Below are 19,167 nucleotides of genomic sequence, written 5' to 3'. Positions count from 1 at the left end.
AGCATGTCCACAAGTGTCCATAAATCGCATTTGCAGAAACGGTGGCTGTGCCCTGCCTCACCGGCTTCCATTGTGTTTCCCAGCGAGCCCCATTTACCTGGGAGCTGTAATAACCACTTCTTGTTGAAGTGGTGCGCAGGGAGGGGATCGAACCCTCGACCAATTGGTTAAAAGCCAACTGCTCTACCGCTGAGCTACCTGCGCATTCCCAAATCGGGGGCCGGTATGTATTCATATGTGGGCTTAGCGCAAGCCTGAATATGCCCCGGAGCGGACTTTTTGCACCAGCCCGTCGAGCCCCATCTCAGGCCGTTTCACATGATATGCCCGGATTTCGCAGCTTTGCGCCCCTCCTAAATCACATTGGACGTCATCCCCGATGTGCAACGCTTCATGGGGCAGGCAGCCAGCGGCGGTCAGCGCAGCCTGGAACATACGCGCATGCGGCTTGGCTGCCCCGACCTCGCTTGAGATGATGATCTGTCCAAAAAAGCGCTGCAGGTCATGCCCTGCCAGGATGTTGCGCAGCCGGCGGTCGAAATTCGACAGCACCAGCATGCGGTGGTCTTGCGCGAGCTTTTCCAGGGCGGGAACCGCATCATCAAACACACTCCAGGCTTCAGGCTGGGCATAGTGCCGGTAAAGCTCGTCAAAAAGCCTGTCCAGCACATCCTCCCCCGGCGGCTTGCCCAGCACACGGCCAAACACATTCCCCACCAGCGTGCGCCACCAGCAGCGGTCATCATCCTCCGGCGGCAGCCCCTCTGGGTGCAGCGGCGGCGCAGTCTCCTTCCAAACCGCGCGAAAGGCCTGCATGATGGCCCCCTCTTCCGCCATCAGCCCATGCTTCCGTGCATGCTGCGCGTACGTTTGTCCCACGGGCTCCGCAGGCCGGATCAGTGTGCCGGCTGCGTCAAAAAACAAAGTCTTCAACGGCATGGGGTTAAAAAAAAAACGGGAGCGACTTCGCAGTCGCTCCCGCAGGGAAATCAGTGCTTTTACTTGGAAGCCGTGACCGGATTCTTGGGGTTCTTGCCTGCAGTCTGCTCCTGCTCGGGCTCCACTGGGAGCTGAGGCAGGCGGCAATGCCAGCTGGATCCTGGAAGAGCATAACCGGGGCTCAAATCATTCAGGCTGCCCACCATGTAGGGCTTTGGCTCCGGTGGGGTGATGATGTCCACAGCACCGAAAAGACCACGGCTGACGGTTTCACCGTAGGAGTACATGGCACTCTGATAGACTTTCTTGGTGGAAATCATGCCACGCTGCATGACTCCGGTGACCACTCCGGGCCAGCGGCGGATCGCGCGGGCACCAAAGTTGGCTCCGTCATCCACAGTGTCCATGCCGTAGTCTGCATAGCGGTTGGTTTCGCGGAAAGCCACATCGTCCGTGCGGTATGCCGCATCCATGCCGATGTTGGTGTAGTCTCTGGCCTGGCGATCGCTCACCTTGCCAACGAAATTGCTGCCGTCATCGACGATGTCCATCGTGCTGGTTTCAGCCTGACCCACTCCCTGTCCGACGTAGCCAAGGCCCCGGTTCACATAACGTGCATCACGGCAGGGCAGCACAGAAGAGGGACGCGGATCGTTCACCAGATTCTTCGTGGCTGTGCAGGAAGCAAGAGTCGAGAGTAGAACAAGGGGCAGGAGCAATTTCATAGAATATCTGATTCTGTCGGAAAGGACCATGGATTGTCAAAGCTAAAATCCGTCAATCTCTGCGAAATGCACTCAGGAATAGCGCAGAAGCTGAAAGACCCCCGCAAGCAGCTCGTTATCGCGCCATCCCCCACTGTCCATTCACATGAAGCTGAATCCCCTCTGCGCCATCCTCGCATCGCTCGCCGCCTCCGCCCTCATGGCCCAGGCCGCCCCCGACCTCCAGGCCACCGCAGCCAAAATCGACGAACTCGTCAACGCCAAGCTGGCCAAGGAAAAAATCCAGCCCAACAAGCCCGCCAGCGACGAGGTCTTTGTGCGCCGTGTTTATCTGGATGTGGTCGGCCGCATCCCCACCCTGCATGAAACCATCGAGTTTCTTAAAAGCAGCGACGCCGACAAGCGCGCCAAGCTCATCGAGAAGCTCCTCGCCAGCGACGGCTACGTGCAGAATTTCTACAACTACTGGGCCGACATCCTCCGCATGAAGAGCCAGATGGTCGGCGGTGGCCAGAGCCTGCCCGCCTTCTACGGCTACTCCAGGTGGCTGAAGGACAGCCTGCGCGACAACAAGCCCTACGACCAGATGGTGCGCGAGGTCGTGACCGCCGACGGCAAGTCCTATGAGAACGGCGCCATCGGCTTCTACATCCGCGACTACAACATGCCGCTGGATAACATGGCCGTGACCACCCAGATCTTCCTCGGCACCAGCATGGTCTGCGCCCAGTGCCACAACCACCCCTTCGACAAGTGGACCCAGATGGACTACTACCAGATGGCCTCCCACACCTACGGGATGACCAGCACTAACGGCCTCACCAACCCGCTGCTGGCCCAGGCCATCTACGGCGGCGGTGCCGCTAAAAACAAGGCCAACCGCTACGGCGGCGCCGTCTCCAAATTCCCCCTGCCCGCGGGCATCGAGCGCAAGGATGTGGGCCGCGCCATGACCGAAATCTTACGCCCGCTGCGTTACAATGCCGTCCTCGATCAGACGGACAAAAAGCCCCTGACGCTGCCGCACGACTACCAGTACACCGACGCCAAGCCCAAGCAGAAAGTCGCCCCCGTCATCCCCGCCTCCTTCAGCAAGGACGGCAAGATCGTGAAGGACGGCGTCAAGCCCGTGGACTCCTACGCCAGCTGGATGACCAGCAGGGACAACCCGCGCTTCACCACAGTTATTGCCAACCGCCTGTGGAAAAAGCTCATGGGCCAGGGCATCATCGAGCCCGTCGATGAAATCACCGACAGCACCGTGCCGAGCAATCCCGCGCTCATGACCTTCCTGGAAGACACGATGAAGGCGGCCAACTACGACATGAAGGCGGTCATCCGTGCCATCCTGAACTCCCAGGCCTACCAGCGCGAGGCCTACACCAAGGACGTCGAACTCGGCGAGATCTACAACTTCCCCGGCCCCCTCCTCCGCCGCATGAGCGCCGAGCAGATCTGGGACAGCATGGTGGCCCTCTACAAACCCAACGCCGACCAGCCCAGCATCGCCACCAAGGTGGAGGCCGAGGTAGCTCTGCGCCGCATCGAGTGGCTGGACCGCGCCCTCAACAGCCTCTCCCCTCAGCAACTGCAGGAATGCACCATCAAAGTGGCCCAGAAGCAAAAGGAACTGGCAGCCGAAGTCCGTGCCGCCCAGGAAAGCATGGAGGCCGCCACCAAGTCCAAGGACGAGGCCGCCATCCGCAAGGCCCGGGATCTCATCAAAAACCAGCGCAAGCACATCGACGAAGCCGTGGACGCCGTGGTCTATGACGCCGGCTTCAAGCGCTTTGCCGAGCTGGCCCGCGAAGGCAAGCTGGATGAATTCACCAAGGACGAAGACTTTGCCAAGGAAGTGGCCGCCGTGCTCAAGCTGAAAAAGGACGGTGAAGACCTCGGCATGGACGAGGCGCTCGCCATCCTGTCCAAGCAGCGCCGCGCCAAGCTCAACGAGCAGGCCAAAGCCCGCTATGCCGCCGATGCCCAGCGCTTCGACGTGGACGACAAGAATGAAAAGACCTCCCTCGTGGCCTGGGAAAACTTCCGCGACACCTACATGCTCCGCGCCGCCGACCTGCGCAGCCCTGCACCCAACGGCCACTTCCTGCGCGAATTCGGCCAAAGCGACCGCGAACTCGTGGAAAATGCCAATGATGACGCCAGCGTGGGCCAGGCCCTCATGCTGCTCAACGGCAAGGTCTTCAGCAACCTGATGAACCGTTACACCGTCATCGCTCGTGCCATGGACAAGGCCAAAGCCGAAGGCCCCGAGTCGGTTATTGACACCGTTTACCTCAGCCTTCTCAGCCGCAAAGCCACCCCCGAGGAAAAAGCCCTCCTCAAGCCCATCGCCGACAACGCCGACTCCACCGACCGCGGCGACGTCCTCTGGACCGTGCTGAACACGAGGCAGTTCTTCTTCATTCAGTAGTAATGGACCGCACCTGTCCCGTGTGCTGCATCCGGTGTCACCGCCACATGCAGGGCACCCGTGGAGCCAGGAACACGGACCAACGCAGGAACGGCGCATCAGATGCGCAGAACAGGCCCGTTTGAGAAGCCAGGCTTTTCGAGATCTGGTCAAAGAGTCTCCTGCGACTTTTCAACGGCGGGTTGAGGTTGTTTCGATAAAACTGTCTGCCATCATCGGCGTTGATGAGCCTTCCTTTGTCACGTCCGCACAGCCCGCCTCAGACGTCGTTCTGTTTTCATACCACGCGGTGGTCTCACGTGTGCCGGGCGCAGGCGGATTCTGAAGATGGCAAACGCGCATTGGCGGACCTCTGCGATGCTTACTATGAGCCGGTGGTGTCATGGCTGCGGTGCGAGCTGCGCGATGCCGACGCCGCGCGTGAGGCAAGCCATGCGTTCTTCGCCTACCTGCTGGGCAGCGAAACACCGCTGGCGGCAGATCGCCAGCGCGGCAGGTTCCGCTCCTACCTTCTGGGGGCGGTGAAACACTTCCTTTCAAATCACCGCGCTTTGGGGCAGAGCATCAAGCGCGGCGGCGGCCTGACGTGGTCAGCATTGGAAAATGATGAAACACGGGCCGTGGCGGATGCCACGCAGCCTTCCCCAGACGCCGCGTTTGACCGCCAGTGGGCGCTGACGCTGCTGGGTCTCACTCTGGAAGGGTTGCGGCAGGAATGCGCGGCTGAAGGCCGGGCGCTGGAATTTGACAAACTGCAGCCCTGGCTCACCGGCGACGCGGATCATGGAGACCAGGGCGCGCTGGCCGTGGAACTCGGGATGAACCTCAATTCATTGAAGTCGCAGATCCGCCGGCTGCGTTCCCGCTTCCGCACACTGCTCAAGCTTCAGATCGCGGCGACTTTGAATGAGGGCGGCTCGGTGGAGGAGGAGATGGCCGTGCTGCTGGCCACACTGCGTCCGGGATGAGATGAGACGCATGAAAATGCGGCACGCGATTTGCGCAAAAAAAATTTTCGTGTTTTGAGGCAACTGTTTTTGGCCAAATCGTCAGTTCCAGGCATGAGCGATCATTTTGCCCCCTCCCACAGAACCTGCCCGCAATGCCAGGCCGAGGTGCCCGAAGACGGCACCAACGGCCTGTGCCCGGCGTGCCTGCTGCAGGAGGCCATGAAGCCCACGGAGGCAAAGACTCCCACCGAGCCAAAGAAACGCTGGGAGCCGCCCCAGGCAGACGATTTGTCAAAGCTGCTCCCACAGTATGAGATCACCCGCATGCTGGGCCGGGGCGGCATGGGCGCGGTGTATCAGGGCAGGCAGAAGTCTCTGGACCGCGCGGTTGCCATCAAAATCCTCTCTCACGATCTCGATTCGGCAGATGCCAGCTTCGCCGAGCGCTTCAAGAACGAGGCGCGCGCCATGGCCCGCCTCAGCCACCCGGGCATCGTGGCCGTGTATGATTCCGGGGAGACCTCAGACGGACTGCTCTACATTGTGATGGAGTTCATCGAAGGCACGGATGTGGCCCGCATGATGGCCGCGAACGGCCGCCTGCACTCGAACGAAGCCATGGCCATCACCGCGCATGTGTGCGATGCACTCTCCTACGCGCATGAGCGCGGCATCGTCCATCGCGACATCAAGCCGGCCAACATCATGATCGGCTACAACGGTGTGGTAAAGGTGGCAGACTTCGGCCTCGCCAAGATGGTGCAGGAGGACAAGGCCGGTCTCACGCAGAGCGGCATGGCCATGGGCACTCTCTACTACATGGCACCGGAGGCGCTCATGCTCGGCGCAGGCGTGGACCACCGGGCGGACATCTATGCCGTGGGCGTCATGCTCTACCAGATGCTCACCGGCAAGCTGCCGCAGGGCATGTTTGAGCTGCCTTCCATGCAGATCCCCGGCCTGGACCCACGCTATGACGGCATCGTCGCCAAGGCCCTGCGGGAAGACCGCGAACTGCGCTACGCCAACACGCAGGACATGCGGCATGATCTCGATGCCCTACTCACCCAACCGGTGACGAAGGCGCAGGAGAATGACGTAAAACCACCCCCAGCGCTGGATACCCAGGCACGCCCCCAGCGCCCCAGCGGCCAGCCCTACCGCCCTCAGCGGCCCCAGGTGCCAGCAGGTCCCACCATCCCCCTGCATCGGGAAAAGGAAAAAAAGAGCTCCCCTCTGCTCTGGGTCATGCTGGTCGCCCTGCTCGCCACGGGCGCATGGCTGGTAGGGAAGCGTCCTTGGGAAACTGCCCCTGCCAGCAAGACCGCGGCAGCGCCCAAGCCACAGCCCCAGTGGATCAATCTGCTCGGAGACGATCCCACCAAGCTCATGGAGTTCGATGCGTCGGCAGATCGACCAAGCGGCTTGGTCTTGATGCCGCCCAACCCTGGCGATCAGAACCCCCGCTACAAAGTGCAAAGCGGCGTGGAGATCTACACCAAGACCATGCACAAAAACGGCGTGTTGCGCGCACGCATCTCCGGCACCGGAGAAAACTGTCCCTACATGATGGTCCGCCACCGGGATCATTTGCATCACGTGAAGGGCTCTGCGTTTCGAGGGGTGGCTGTCCTCTCCATTGCCAACGGGGGCAGCATCACCTTCGCGCAAGGAGTGGCGGCAGCCCACCCGCCACCGTTTGAGATCGAGCTGCGTGTGGACGGCCATGAATACACTCTTCTCAAAGACGGTGTGTTGGCAGCACATGGCTTTGATGACATGTATGAGAGCGGTCACGTGGGCGTGCGGCTGTTCGGCGGGATGACTGTGGAAAAGCTGGAATATCTGGATGTGGGCGAGGGGCATCTCTCGGATGTGCAGCCCCCGCTGCCTGAACCCAAAGTGCTTGCTGTGCCTGCCCTCGCGGCAACCTCCCGCGAGATAGCGGGCGCCGGCCCATGGCGTCCGCTGCTGCAGGAAAAACCGCAGATCATCGAGCGTCTGGACATCAGAGACTCCCCCGCCACTCCAGGGTGGAAGATGATGCAGCAAGGCTTCATGCCCGTCATCGAAGGCAGCAATGTGGCGCTGCGGCTGCGCGCGCGGGGCCGTTACATCCAATTCGTATCCCACTGGAGCGAGACTCCAGAAAAGGGCATCCATGGCCACCTTCTCAGCCTGGCGCCGGAGCGGCCATCGGAAACCATGACCCGCCTGCTCGGGGGCTGGATCGACAGAGTCTCCTCTGTAAACGGAGTGGTGCAGCCCACCCCCAACATTCGCGCCCAGCCAGACGGCCCGCCGTCCGCCTTCGATGTGGTGATTGGAAAGGACTATGAGTTGGAGCTGCGCTCCTGGGACGACCGCCTGGAGCTTTTAGTGGATGGCAAACTGGTCAAGGCGGTGCGTGACATCAGCCTGCCGGGGAAGGTGCTGGCGCTGTATCCCGCTCTCCCTTTTGAGTTCAAGGATCTTGAATGGCGGCAGCTCACACCTGCGGGTGCGGTTTCTGCCACACCTGCTGGTGCTGCTCCGGCCGGATCTGCGCCACTGCCTGCATCCACCACGGGCATGGAACTCGTGGTGGAGGCCGACTTCGCCCAGCCGCTGCCCCACTTCCGCGATGCCAAGTCCCCCCATCTCGAAATGAAGTGGCAGGATCAAAGCTACCGCATGACGGCCATGGACAAAGCCATCTGGTGGCCCGGCCTGCCCCTGCTCAGCCAGTTGAGAATGACCGACTTCGTCTGCGAGGCAGAGTTCCGCATGCCACGCTCCGCGAATGGCAAATGGGGCATCGGGCTGCACGTCCCACAGAAGATGCCGTGGATCGGCGTCGGCATGACTTCCCAAGGTCGGGTGGACGTGTTCCGCTACGACGAAAAATTCATCGTGCCCCCCACCGTCACCACGGCCCACCCCGCCGGTGCAGACGCCTGGGACACCCTGCGGATGGAGGCTGTGGGCAGTCGCCTGCGTGTGTTTGTCAACGGGCTCCATGTGGCAGATGCAGACACCACCGGCCTCCCCAGCCCGCATGGGCTGAACCTCTTCATGGGCACCCCCGGGCCCGGCCTTGAGGTCTGGTTCCGGCGTCTGCGCGTCTGGCAGCCGGCGTCCACCACGCCCCCGCCAACCGCTCCCGTCAAGATGGACACCGGCGGACTGTGGCGCTCTCTTCTCGCAGACAAGCCGGAGATCATCCAGCACCTGAAAATCACCGACTCCACCACACCGGGTTGGAAGGTGATGCAGAACGGTTTCATGCCCGTCATCGAAGGCCCAAATGTGGCGCTGCGGATGCGTGCTCGTACCCGTGAGATGCAGCTCGTCTCCCACTGGGGCCAGACTGCAGAGCAGGGCATCTACGGCCACCTCTTCACCCTTGGGTTGGATGCTACGCATACCAACACGACACGCATTTTCGCCCGGTGGATCGAAAATGTGTCTGTCATCAACGGCCTGCTCCAGCCCAGAGGCGACCAGCCCAAGACCGACGGCCCCCCGCCTGTGCTCGAGGTACCTGCCGGGCAGGACTTTGAGCTGGAGCTGCGCTCTTGGGCAGACCGCCTGGAGCTATGGGTGGGTGGCAGGCTCATGAAGGAGTCACGCGGCATCACGCTGCCGGGGCATGTGGTGGCCCTGTACCCCGCCACCTCCTTTGAATTTAAGGATCTTGAGTGGCGGTCGCTGCCAGCCCCAGCCGCTCCATCCGCTGCCACCTCCCCGACCACGCCCCAGCTATGGACAGACCGCGCAGGCAGCAAAATGCGGGCGGCATTTGTGCGGCTGGAGCAGGACAGAGTCGTGTTCAGCATCTCAGGCAAGGAAACCATCGTGATGCTGCACACGCTTTCAGACGAAAGCCAGAACCAGGCACGCATGCTCGGCGCAGCCCAGGCCAGGTCAGCCCCTGTCGTAACCGCAACTCCGCCCCCCGCATCCCCGGCTACCGCTTCTGCCCCTGCCACAGCCCCACCTCCTCCAAGCCGGAAGGTCGGCCCCGTCGTCTTCGTCAACAGCCTCGGCATGACCTTTGTAGACGTCCCCGGCACGAAGGTGCAGTTCTGCACCCATGAGACACGCTTCCGTGATTTCATGACGTACGCCAACACACGGCGTCTCAGCTCCTCCGCTCCTTGGACCAATCAGACCTACGGCGGGCACTCCCTCGGCGGGCCCGCGCCAGACCACCCGGTGGTCCACGTCACTCCCGAAAACGCGCAGTCCTTCTGCACCTGGCTGAGCCTGAAGGAAGGCCGCACCTACCGCCTGCCCACGGATGCGGAATGGACCGCCGCAGTCACCGCACGCCCCGCCACCGGGCCGGATGCCAAGAAGCCCGCCCCCCGCTTCCCCTGGGGCAGCGAGTGGCCTCCCCCGCGCGGCGCAGGCAACTACAGCGACGAAAGCTACCACCGCCTGCGCCCGAAAGACCCCTACCTCCCACGCTACGAGGATGGCTACCCCACCACCGCCCCCGTACAAAGCTACACCGCCAATGCCGTCGGCCTGTACGATCTCGGCGGCAATGTGTGGGAATGGGTCTCCCTTCCAGCCACCGTGGACGCTCAAGGCGGACCGCGGGAAAACTTCGCCCTGCGCGGCGCATCCTTCCTGCACAATGACCAGGACTTCCTGCTGAGCTCCCGACGGCTGGAAAACATCTACAGCGGCGAAGCCGACCGCGGCTTCCGCATCGTCCTGGAAAAGTAAACCCACGCGCAAGGCAGGGGAGCCAACACCTGCCCCCCGTAACCCTGTGCCACGCATGCCCAAGAACCAAAAACCAAGATCCAAGAACCTCACCATGCCCACCCCACCCACACTCCCCACTCTCTTCCGGTCACTCGCCCTGGCCAGCCTCATCCTCCCGGTATCCGCCGGAGCACAGACCGTGCTCTCCCTGCCGGAGATCATCATCACCTCATTTCGCGGCCGCATCACCACCGGCAAGACGGACACCAGTGGCACCTCCACCGTGTTGCCAGAGCCGGCTGCCGGGCAGCCGTTTCAGCCAGCCCACCTCAGCCCCGGCACGCGGCTGGATGTGGGCTATACCAGCGCCAGCCATGCTGTGGTATCACTGCCCGGAGTAGGCGGCTGCGTGCTCAGCTCCGGTGCCTCCCTGCGCCTCCCTGTGGCCGGTGAGAATGGCATGACGATCACCTTCGACCGCCACATCAGCGGCACGCCCACGCTCTTCCTCAGCATCAATGCGGCAGAAATGGCCAAGAAAGGCGGCGCAGTGTTCCGCTTCAAAAACAAGTTCAAGTCAAACTCAGGAGAAGGCGTGCCCACAGCCAACGTGGTGTGCACCACCCTGGGCGGGCGTTTTTTCATGACGGACAGCCAGGGTCTCCAGCTCAAAGAAGGAGAACCCAGCGTGGGAGCCTGCACCGTGGGCGTCTTTGAGGGTAGCCTCACCGTGGAGGAAGTGAGCGCAGGAAAAAAACTCGAGCTCAAGCCCGGCCAGGTGCTGACGATCCAGCCCGGAGACCTGGGCCCGCCCCGCAAGCCCACGAAGCAGGAGGAAGCCTATGACCTCGGCTGCAAGCTGGCCGCTCTCGGGCGCGAGGTCCCGGCGCGGCTGCCCACCACCATGAAGACCACCGCCCCCACCAACCTGCCCGGCACCAAAGTGAACAGCCTCGGCATGGTCTTTCTCCCCGTGCCCGGCACCAAGATCCACATGTGCGTGCATGAAACCCGCTTCCAGGATTTTGCCCCCTACATCGCAGCCACTCCTCCGGCACACCCCAAACGGCTCCGGTATGACGTCCGCGCCCTGTGGGGCTGGGAAGACCATCCCGTGATGACCAACTGGGACGAAGCCAGCGCCTTCTGCGTCTGGCTAAGCCAAAAGGAGGGCAAAAAGTACCGCCTGCCCACAGACGAGGAATGGAGCCAGGCCGTCGGCATGGGTGCCAAGGAAAAGCGTGGCAAGGACAGCAACCCGGAGGAACTCAACAGAGCGGTGGCGGAGATCTACCCCTGGGGCACCGACTGGCCGCTTCCAGCCGGGGCGGGCAACTACGCCGACCTCAGCTACCTCAAGCACCATCTCATCTGGCATCAGCCTGACCAGGAAAACTACGACGACGGCTTCGCCGACACCGCGCCCGTCATGAGCTACAAGCCCAACAAACTTGGCCTCTACGACATGGGCGGCAACGTGGCCGAATGGTGTGAAGACTGGTACAACTCCAAGCGCGATGTGCGCGTGACCCGCGGCGGAAACTATTACTTCAACGCACGCTACATGCTGAGGGCCGGCGCCCGCCAGGGCCGCCGCCCAGAAGACTTGAGCGGCATCGGCTTCCGGGTGGTGCTGGAACAGCCGTGACCCCTCGATGTGCTCAGTGCAGCGGCCCCAATTGAGGCGTGAAAGGAAGCCTGCGAGAAGCAGAAACCTCTCACGCCATCACACCCTTCACCACTTCCCCCGCCACATCCGTGAGCCGGAAATCACGCCCGGCGTAACGGTAGGTAAGTTTCAAATGATCCAGCCCCAGCAGGTGCAGGATCGTCGCATGCAGGTCGTGAATATGTACCTTATCCACAGCGGCGTAATAGCCGTAGTCGTCCGTGGCGCCATAGGCCGTGCCCGGTTTGCTGCCGCCACCGGCCAGCCACATGGTAAAGCCGTGCGGATTGTGGTCGCGGCCATCGCTGCCCTGCGCCACCGGCGTGCGGCCAAATTCGCCGCCCCACACCACCAGCGTGTCATCCAGCAGCCCGCGGGACTTCAGATCAGCCAGCAGGCCCGCGATGGGTTTGTCCACTTCCGCCGCGTTTTTCGTGTGCCCCTTGAGCAGATCGCTGTGCTGGTCCCACTGCACAAAGCTGTCGCTGTGCGTCACTTGCACAAAGCGCACGCCGCGCTCGGCAAAGCGCCGCGCCATCAGGCACTGGCGGCCAAAATTCGCCGTCACCGGGTCATCGAGGCCGTACATCTTGCGCGTGGCCTCCGTCTCGCCCGAAATGTCCTGCAGCTCAGGCATGGTGGACTGCATGCGGTAGGCCAGCTCAAAGGAGTTGATGCGTGCCTCCAGCGCCGCATTCGCCCCTGCCTGCTCCAGGTGCGAGTGGTTCATCTGAGACACGAGATCCAGCTGCGCGCGCTGCATCTCCGGGGAGACCATCTTGTTGTGAATATGTCGCACCACCGCCTGCTCGGCAGGGATGCTGGCATTTCCCAGCGGTGTCCCCTGGCAGTGCGCAGGCAGGAAGGCGGAGCCCCAGTTGTTCACACCACCGTGTGCCAGCGTCGGGCAGATGGTGATGAAGGCCGGCAGGTCGGTATTTTCCGTGCCCAGACCGTAGCTCACCCAGGAGCCAAGGCTCGGCCGCACAAAGGTGTCGCTGCCGGTGTGCAGCTTAAGCAGAGCGCCGCCGTGCGCCGGATTCGTGCCGTGCATGGAGCGGATGACGCAGAGGTCGTCCACATGCTTCGCCACATGGGGAAAAAGATCGCTCACAGGCAGGCCGCTCTGGCCATACTGGCGGAACTTCCATGGAGAGCGCAGCAGATTGCCCGTCTCCGCAAATTTCACGCGAGGCAGCGCAAAAGGCGGCGGCTTGCCGTTGTCACGGTCCAGCAGCGGCTTCGGGTCAAAGGTGTCCACCTGCGAGGGACCGCCCTTCATCAGCAGAAAGATCACGCGCTTGGCCCGGGCCGGAAAATGCGGCTGCTTCGGTGCCAGCGGGTCCACCACTGCCGCTTTGGCAGCTTCCAGTCCCAGAACACCTTGCAACGCCAGATAGCCAAAGCCCGCGCAGGAGCTGCGCAGCATCTCACGACGGCTGAAATACGGCAATGGAGACGGGGTTTTCATCACTGCACATACCTACGCACAAACCACGCCAGCTCTTGCTGGCCAAGTGCACAGGCACTCACCTCTGCCAGTCCGCGTCCGAGCCTATGTCCCGCCCGCTCCTCCACGGCATGCAGTCTTCTGTCACGCCGTCGGCCTCATGACTTCAGCACGCCTTGAAGGTTCGGGCTGAGTTTGCATTGGGAACGGCACGATATTTCATCCATAAGTTCGGGCAGATCATCAAACTGGTCGCTGGAGGTAAACACCAGCGTCCGGCCCTTCCCCTTGATGAAAACACAATGCGCGAGACGGTTCCAGACCATCTCATCAATATCCCCCCACGGGATCAGCCGGCTTGACCGCAGGCGTGAGACCACGAGCCCCTCATCTGTCACCTGATAGCGATTGAGCCCCGTCCTCCAATAAAGCCATCCGACAAACAGTGCCAGCACAGTACAGACCACGGCGAAGGCAACGCGCCCTTCCGTGCCGCCGCGAAACACCGGCTCGGCACTCACCCGGTAAATCATCCAGCCCATGAAAATCGGAAAACCAGGACCGATCAAATGCACGATAGGCGAGTGTCGGTAGCTCTTCATCGGCACAGCAGGTGAATCCACCTCACGCACGGCCCGAGGCCGGGGTAGTCCTGCGGCGGCGGTCTTCGTCGCTGAAGTAGGTCTGCATGCGCTCGCGCAGGTCGGCGTAGAAATTGCGGGACATCTCCTCCAGCACCTCCGCCGTGTGGGAGACTCCGCTCTTGGCAGCCAGCTCGCGCGCCACGCGGTTTTTCTCCTCAAACTCACGCTCCAGATCCATGAGATAAACGAGGAACTCCTTGGCGGAGCGTGCACCGTCCACACCGGTGACGAGCGCGCGCTCCAGCGGCTTGTTCCTCGTGAGGTTCAGCACCTTGCTCTCGCTCAGCTCCTTCATCTGGCGGCTGAAGCCCTCCAGGTAGGCCTTGCGCTCGCCATCGTAGAGGCGCTCCTCACGGTCCAGCAGCGTGTCGTAGGGGCCGGGCTTGGAGAAGAACTTCACGATCAGCGGGATAGTGTCCACCAGCATGAAGAGCAGCGTCAGCACCAGATACGCCACCAGCGCAAACCTGCCGCCCTCGGCCCCCTGCTCAAAGAGCTCGTGCAGCGCCAGCGTCTGCGTCAGGATGTCCCGCCTCGGCTCCGCGCGGATACCGGAGATGCGCGTGTCCTCGTCCTTGATCAGCTGGCCGATCTCCGCATGCAGGTTCTTCTGCTGCAGCAGCAGCGCGTCAATCTGCGTCTTGAGCGTCTCGCGGATGGCGTTCTGCTGGGACACAAACTGGTCCGCCTGCTCCGTCTGCACCTTCTGCTTCAGCGCGGTGATGCGGTCCTGCTCCGCCTTGTTGCGTGCGGCTTCCTCCAGTGCTTTGGCGTCCAGTGCGGCATTGACGCCGTCTTCAGCGGCCTTGATCTCCGCCACCAGCACCACGCGGTTTTTCGTCATCGTGTCCAGCACACCGCTCAGGCGGGCGCTCTCCGCACGCCGCCATGTCAGCTGGTCTTCCTGGATGCTCTTCGCACGCGGCCCAAGGCCGATGATGCCGCTGCGCTGCCCGTTCACCTCGCGCTCAAACTCCGTCTGCCAGTGGTTCAGCTCTTCAGCGATCTTCTGGTAGTCCTGGCTCAGCTTGGCCATCTCGGCATCCAGCTTGGTCAGGCGTTCCTTGCCCGGCGCCACCGCCTCGGCGATCTTGCCTTCACGTTCCGCCTTCGCCGCCTTCTCGTCCTCCGTCAGAGGCTTCTCCACCGGCTTGCCGTTCTCATCCAGAAACTTCGCATTGAAGGTCGCATTCCAGTTCTCGCGCTGTTTGGCGATGTCTGTCTCCAGCGTCACCAGCCGTGCCTCCACGGCGGCCTTCTGCTGCTTGGCGGTTTCACGTGCGGCCTCGATCTCGCCCTGCCGGTGCTTTTCCACCACGGAGGTGATCGTGTCTTTAAACAGCAGCAGCGTCAGGGGGTGGGAAATCGTGATGCCCATCAGCGCCGCCACCACCATGCGCAGGGAAAACTGCGCCGCCTTGCGGAAGATGGACTGGTAGGCGCGGTACGTGGCCAGCAGCGCGCGGTCCACCGTCAGGATGATGAAGGACCACACCAGCGACACCGGCGCGATGATCATCCAGTTGTCCGTGAGCGTGCTCAGCGCATACGCGCAGGCGATGATGGCAAAGGTGGAGGGCACCAGCACCGTCGCGCCAAAGGCCACATACTTCCGCCGCTCCCATGCCGGGCAGTCATCGAGGTTGTCGGAGGAGGCTGAGGAGAGCCAGAAGAAAACGCGTTCGATGCGCTGGAGGAGGTTCATGGGCGTGTGGGGCTGCCAGATTTGGAGTGTGCGGGCGCGCGTGGGATTGTCAATCTGCGCGAATGGATTATTGAGACCTCCTATGACGCCAGCACTCGACGATGCATTCATCTGCGATTCCGTTCCTGCGGAAGTCATGGACCAGGTGTGGGCGGCAGGCTGGCGGCATTTTGGCCGTTACTTCTTTCGCTACAGCACCCAACTGGCCCCCGCTGGCGGGCTGCAGACCATCACGCCCCTGCGCATCCATCTGGAGTCCTGCTCCTTCAGCAAAAGCCAGCGCCGTGTGCTCAGCAAGAACACCGGCCTCCGCACCGAGATCTCCCCCGCCGCCCTCGACCCGGAGCTGCGCGCCCTCTTCCAGCGGCACAAGCAGCGCTTCACCCACAACATCCCGGAAACCCTCGAAACCTTTCTCGGCCCAGACCCCGCCCACGGCCCCTGCGAGTGCCGCATGCTCCGCGTGTTTGACGGCCACCGGCTCATCGCCGCCAGTTTTTTCGACGTCGGCCAGCAGGCCGCCTCCAGCATCTACGGCATCTTTGAGCCCGAATGCTCCAAACGCAGCCTCGGCATCTACACCCTGCTGCTGGAGATCCGGCACTGCCGGGAGGCGGGGCTCCGCTGGCTCTACCCCGGCTACGCCACCCGCGAGCCCAGCGTGTATGATTACAAGAAGCAGTTTCGTGGCACCCAGTATCTCGACTGGGTCGCCGCCGCCTGGCTGCCTCTGGCCCCGGCGCTGGAAAATCCGGCCAGAGGCGAGCCATAGCCGCACGAGCGCCCAGCGGGTGGGAGCAGCTTTTTCATGCCAAGGCAGGCTCTCCCTTGTGCAGCGTGAGCTGGTTGTACGGCAGATTCCAGCTGTTCAGATTGCAGGCGTCCACACACAGTCTCTGGATCGCACGTTTCAGCGAGGAGTACCGCTGCGCCACCTCGCCTGAAAAATCTGCAAGAACCGTGTAGTTCAGCGAAGATTTTCCCGCCTCAGACAGCTCCACGCTCACGTTTTTGAGATGCTCCACGCCGATGAGGCTGCGCAGTTCGCGCTCAAGGTGCGCCCTGAGCTTCTGCGGCACCTCGGTGGTGCTGATGCCCTGATGGCGGTAATCAATGCCGAAGATGGTGCGGACACGGAAGCTCTTCGTGAGATTTTCCGGGCACAGCTTCAGAAACATCTGGGTCGGGTACGTGCGGCGGCTGCCCCCCAGCAGCACCAGTTGCACCCAGTCCGGAGTTTGCGTCACCACTTTGCCGTGCGTGCCATCGCTCAGGCACACCCATTCATCGGTCGCACACGGAAACCAGGACTCATCCTCGTCAGGCCGGGAGACCAGCGTCGTCAGCTCACGCAGCGGCAGCCGGATGTGCCCGCCGTCCAGCGCCGGGTTGCGCAGCTCTGAAAAGACACCCACGCTCCGCACCTCCCATGGCAGCCCGTTGTAAACCACCCGCTCTCCCTCTCGCACAGAGCCCAGATTCAGCAGCAGTTTCACCTGCTCATAGACCACCGGCAGCGTCTGCTTTCCCGTCCAAGCTATGCCGATGAGGAACATCACCGCCAGCCCCAGCAGCACCCAGTCGCCCGCCAGGTAAAAAACCAGCAGCACCGCAAACACCGAGAGCAGCAGGCTCAGGCCATGATAGCCCACCGCCGCGACGCGTACACTGAATGAGCGGTTCTTGCGCTTCAGTGCGGGCAGCCTGCTCAGGCGCCTCCAGAGCAGGCGCATGCCTCCAAAAATCAGCAGGCTGATCAAGCAGGCCAGCATCAGGTTTCTTCCGCGTTGCCGGACAAAGCCCGCAGCCACATCCCTCAGTGTCCCGAGCGTGCCGCCGCGTTTCACCTCCAGCTCCTCCAGCTTAAACTCGGCCACGGCCAGCTCCGTCTCCACGTCATTCTGCCGTTTCTTCCACTGTATCAGCAGCTCACCCAGCAGCGGTTTGAGAGTCGGGTCCGTCGCCAGCTTCATCTGCCCCTCCAGATTTTTCTGCGCCGTGCTGGCCAGTTGCTGACGCTGCTGCAAGGCCGCCAGTTGCCGGCGCAAACCTTCCACCTCCCGTGGCGAAGCGGTGAGCTGCCTGAGCTCCTGGATGATGGGCAGCAGCAGCTCACGCGTCTCCTGCTGCAGGTTCAGTTCCAGCCCCTCAGGCGCGGCAAATGTTTGCGGCTCGACTCCCGTCGCCACCCGCTCCAGATCCTTCATCAGGGCTTCCCGCTTGGCGCTAAGCCCCAGCGCCCGCTCTTGCAGTCTGGTCTCTTCATCCTCGGGCAGCTTCGCCTTCAGCAGCGCACGCACAGCCTTCATCTCCTCGTCCACCTGCCGAAACGATTCGGCCAGTGCGCTCAGCGCGACCTCAGAGCGCCCATTTCCCCCGGTTGCTGCCGCCGTCGGCTGCGCCTTGGCATTGGCCATCGCTAGGCAAAGAAAGGCCGCCATCCACCTGACCGGCGCTGTTTTTGGAAAAGTCATCCACATGGTCACCTGTCCAGCTTATGCGGTTGGCGGCACGTTCACAAATCATAAAGCTCCCGGCAGTCCAGCCGTCCCGTCTGCCGCCCATTGCGCAGTAATGTACGACAAAACCGGTTGCGCCAGTTACTGCTTGTTTGCCCTCATCTGCCAAAGCCTGAAAGACCCACAGCATGACCGCTACCCACGTCGAAATCCTCGCCACCTCACTCTTTGCCCTCGCTGTTCTGCATACTTTTGCAGTCAAGCGCTTCGCCCACTGGGCCGCGCGGTATCCGGAAGGCTCCATCATGGAGAATATCCTCCATTTCCTGGCCGAGACCGAGGTGGTCTTCGGCCTTTGGGGAGCGGCGCTCTTCGCCGGAATCATCGCCATGAAGCACTCCCTTCATGACGCCGTGGCATACATCGACGGGCTGAATTTCACGGAGCCCAAGTTTGTCTTCGTCGTCATGGTCGTGGCGGCCACACGCCCTGTGGTGCAGCTGGCGGAGGCTTGCATCACTGGCCTCGCACGCCTGCTGCCATTAAAGACCAGCGTGGCCTACTACTTCGCCGCCCTGTCCTTCGGCACCTTGCTTGGTTCCTTCATCACCGAGCCTGCGGCCATGACGCTGATCGCCATCCTCCTCAAGCGCCGTTACTTCGACTGCGGCATCGGCCCGGGCCTCGCCTATGCCACGCTCGGCCTGCTGTTCGTCAACATCTCCATCGGCGGCACCCTCACGCACTTTGCCGCGCCACCTGTGCTCATGGTCGCTTCCAAGTGGCAGTGGGACACCTGGTTCATGCTCTCCCACTTTGGCTGGCGCGCCATCGCCAGTTGCATCGTCGCCACCGCGCTTGTCACCTTTATCTACCGTGCCGAGCTGGGACGTGTGGCAGTGCTGGAGCAGCCCGTGCGCCCCCTGCCCGCATGGCTCACAGCCCTGCATGTCGTCTTCCTGGCCCTCGTCGTCCTATTTGCACATCATCCGGACGTCTTTTTTGGCGTGTTCATGCTTTTCCTCGGCATCGTCAGCGCCACGCAGGAATACCAGGACCAGTTGCGCCTGCGTGAAGGCCTCCTCGTCGGCTACTTCCTCGCCGGACTGGTCACGCTCGGCTCGCTGCAGTCCTGGTGGCTTCAGCCCCTCATTGCCGGGCTCGATGGTGCCAGCATGTACTTCGGTGCCACCGGTCTCACCGCCCTCACCGACAATGCCGCCCTGACTTATCTCGGCTCCCTCGTCGAAGGCATCTCGCCAAAGCTCCAGTATGCCCTCGTTGCCGGAGCCGTCACAGGCGGCGGCCTCACCGTCATCGCCAATGCGCCCAATCCCGCCGGCATCGGCATCCTGCAAAGCTCCAAAGCCTTCAGCAACGAAGGCATCAGCCCCCTGCGGCTCTTCCTCGGCGCCCTGCTGCCGACCGGCATCGCCATCGCGTTCTTCTGGTTGGTCTGATTCCGGCAGACGGTGCCCAGCCCGATTTGATGACATT

General features: G+C 62.4%; 12 protein-coding genes and 1 tRNA gene. 6 read left to right on the top strand and 7 right to left on the bottom strand.

Features of this window, described 5'->3' with window-relative positions; all coding sequences use genetic code 11:
* Positions 1–129: 129 nt before the first annotated feature.
* The 3 genes from ACFQDI_RS08545 to ACFQDI_RS08535 all read right to left on the bottom strand — a co-directional run bounded on the left by ACFQDI_RS08545 (position 130) and on the right by ACFQDI_RS08535 (position 1,664).
* Positions 130–204, bottom strand: a tRNA-Lys gene (locus ACFQDI_RS08545).
* 39 nt (positions 205–243) lie between these two features.
* The gene (locus ACFQDI_RS08540; protein ID WP_377165448.1) at positions 244–939 is read right to left on the bottom strand and encodes an HAD-IA family hydrolase; all 696 of its coding nucleotides are present in this window, start codon (positions 937–939) and stop codon (positions 244–246) included.
* A gap of 59 nt (positions 940–998) precedes the next feature.
* Entirely contained in the window at positions 999–1,664 is a 666-nt protein-coding gene (locus tag ACFQDI_RS08535) for a hypothetical protein (protein ID WP_377165446.1), read from the bottom strand.
* A gap of 145 nt (positions 1,665–1,809) precedes the next feature.
* Here ACFQDI_RS08535 and ACFQDI_RS08530 point away from each other — a divergent pair, with 145 nt between their 5' ends.
* The 4 genes from ACFQDI_RS08530 (at position 1,810) to ACFQDI_RS08515 (ending at position 11,391) form a co-directional block, all read left to right on the top strand.
* The gene (locus tag ACFQDI_RS08530; RefSeq protein WP_377165444.1) at positions 1,810–4,095 is read left to right on the top strand and encodes a DUF1549 domain-containing protein; all 2,286 of its coding nucleotides are present in this window, start codon (positions 1,810–1,812) and stop codon (positions 4,093–4,095) included.
* 224 nt (positions 4,096–4,319) lie between these two features.
* Complete coding sequence (locus tag ACFQDI_RS08525) at positions 4,320–5,063, top strand: sigma-70 family RNA polymerase sigma factor (protein WP_377165442.1); 744 nt, start codon at positions 4,320–4,322, stop codon at positions 5,061–5,063.
* 93 nt (positions 5,064–5,156) lie between these two features.
* On the top strand, positions 5,157–9,761 hold the full coding sequence (locus ACFQDI_RS08520; RefSeq protein ID WP_377165440.1) for a bifunctional serine/threonine-protein kinase/formylglycine-generating enzyme family protein: 4,605 nt from the start codon (positions 5,157–5,159) through the stop codon (positions 9,759–9,761).
* 94 nt (positions 9,762–9,855) lie between these two features.
* A complete protein-coding gene (locus ACFQDI_RS08515) occupies positions 9,856–11,391 on the top strand; it encodes a formylglycine-generating enzyme family protein (RefSeq protein ID WP_377165438.1) in 1,536 nt (511 codons plus the stop codon).
* Between the two features lie 70 nt (positions 11,392–11,461).
* Here the strand turns inward: ACFQDI_RS08515 and ACFQDI_RS08510 are convergent, their stop codons facing one another.
* From ACFQDI_RS08510 to ACFQDI_RS08500, 3 genes are all read right to left on the bottom strand, one after another.
* Positions 11,462–12,883 (bottom strand): DUF1501 domain-containing protein, encoded by a 1,422-nt coding sequence (locus tag ACFQDI_RS08510; RefSeq protein WP_377165436.1) that lies wholly within the window; start codon positions 12,881–12,883, stop codon positions 11,462–11,464.
* A gap of 137 nt (positions 12,884–13,020) precedes the next feature.
* Positions 13,021–13,464 (bottom strand): PH domain-containing protein, encoded by a 444-nt coding sequence (locus ACFQDI_RS08505; RefSeq protein ID WP_377165434.1) that lies wholly within the window; start codon positions 13,462–13,464, stop codon positions 13,021–13,023.
* A 22-nt stretch (positions 13,465–13,486) separates the two neighbouring features.
* The gene (locus tag ACFQDI_RS08500) at positions 13,487–15,211 is read right to left on the bottom strand and encodes a DUF4407 domain-containing protein (RefSeq protein WP_377165432.1); all 1,725 of its coding nucleotides are present in this window, start codon (positions 15,209–15,211) and stop codon (positions 13,487–13,489) included.
* Between the two features lie 82 nt (positions 15,212–15,293).
* Between ACFQDI_RS08500 and ACFQDI_RS08495 the strand changes: the two genes are divergently transcribed.
* On the top strand, positions 15,294–15,983 hold the full coding sequence (locus tag ACFQDI_RS08495; protein ID WP_377165430.1) for a GNAT family N-acetyltransferase: 690 nt from the start codon (positions 15,294–15,296) through the stop codon (positions 15,981–15,983).
* A 34-nt stretch (positions 15,984–16,017) separates the two neighbouring features.
* Here ACFQDI_RS08495 and ACFQDI_RS08490 read toward each other — a convergent pair whose 3' ends face one another.
* Entirely contained in the window at positions 16,018–17,685 is a 1,668-nt protein-coding gene (locus ACFQDI_RS08490; RefSeq protein WP_377165428.1) for a hypothetical protein, read from the bottom strand.
* Positions 17,686–17,858: 173 nt separating this feature from the next.
* Here ACFQDI_RS08490 and ACFQDI_RS08485 point away from each other — a divergent pair, with 173 nt between their 5' ends.
* On the top strand, positions 17,859–19,130 hold the full coding sequence (locus tag ACFQDI_RS08485) for a putative Na+/H+ antiporter (RefSeq protein WP_377165426.1): 1,272 nt from the start codon (positions 17,859–17,861) through the stop codon (positions 19,128–19,130).
* The last annotated feature ends 37 nt before the right edge of the window (positions 19,131–19,167 follow it).

It is taken from the genome of Prosthecobacter fluviatilis (assembly GCF_042655725.1).
Lineage (GTDB): Bacteria > Verrucomicrobiota > Verrucomicrobiia > Verrucomicrobiales > Verrucomicrobiaceae > Prosthecobacter > Prosthecobacter fluviatilis.
Note: the sequence above shows the minus strand (reverse complement) of the source record. Positions and strands in the feature narration are given on the sequence as shown.

What these genes read in the sequence shown, in the direction of transcription:
- ACFQDI_RS08520 (WP_377165440.1), top strand. Translation starts at nt 5,157, where the DNA reads ATGAGCGATCATTTTGCCCCCTCCCACAGAACCTGCCCGCAATGCCAG.
- ACFQDI_RS08490 (WP_377165428.1), bottom strand. Translation starts at nt 17,685, where the DNA reads ATGACTTTTCCAAAAACAGCGCCGGTCAGGTGGATGGCGGCCTTTCTT.
- ACFQDI_RS08515 (WP_377165438.1), top strand. Translation starts at nt 9,856, where the DNA reads ATGCCCACCCCACCCACACTCCCCACTCTCTTCCGGTCACTCGCCCTG.
- ACFQDI_RS08530 (WP_377165444.1), top strand. Translation starts at nt 1,810, where the DNA reads ATGAAGCTGAATCCCCTCTGCGCCATCCTCGCATCGCTCGCCGCCTCC.
- ACFQDI_RS08495 (WP_377165430.1), top strand. Translation starts at nt 15,294, where the DNA reads ATGACGCCAGCACTCGACGATGCATTCATCTGCGATTCCGTTCCTGCG.
- ACFQDI_RS08500 (WP_377165432.1), bottom strand. Translation starts at nt 15,211, where the DNA reads ATGAACCTCCTCCAGCGCATCGAACGCGTTTTCTTCTGGCTCTCCTCA.
- ACFQDI_RS08525 (WP_377165442.1), top strand. Translation starts at nt 4,320, where the DNA reads ATGAGCCTTCCTTTGTCACGTCCGCACAGCCCGCCTCAGACGTCGTTC.
- ACFQDI_RS08540 (WP_377165448.1), bottom strand. Translation starts at nt 939, where the DNA reads ATGCCGTTGAAGACTTTGTTTTTTGACGCAGCCGGCACACTGATCCGG.
- ACFQDI_RS08510 (WP_377165436.1), bottom strand. Translation starts at nt 12,883, where the DNA reads ATGAAAACCCCGTCTCCATTGCCGTATTTCAGCCGTCGTGAGATGCTG.
- ACFQDI_RS08485 (WP_377165426.1), top strand. Translation starts at nt 17,859, where the DNA reads ATGACCGCTACCCACGTCGAAATCCTCGCCACCTCACTCTTTGCCCTC.
- ACFQDI_RS08535 (WP_377165446.1), bottom strand. Translation starts at nt 1,664, where the DNA reads ATGAAATTGCTCCTGCCCCTTGTTCTACTCTCGACTCTTGCTTCCTGC.
- ACFQDI_RS08505 (WP_377165434.1), bottom strand. Translation starts at nt 13,464, where the DNA reads ATGAAGAGCTACCGACACTCGCCTATCGTGCATTTGATCGGTCCTGGT.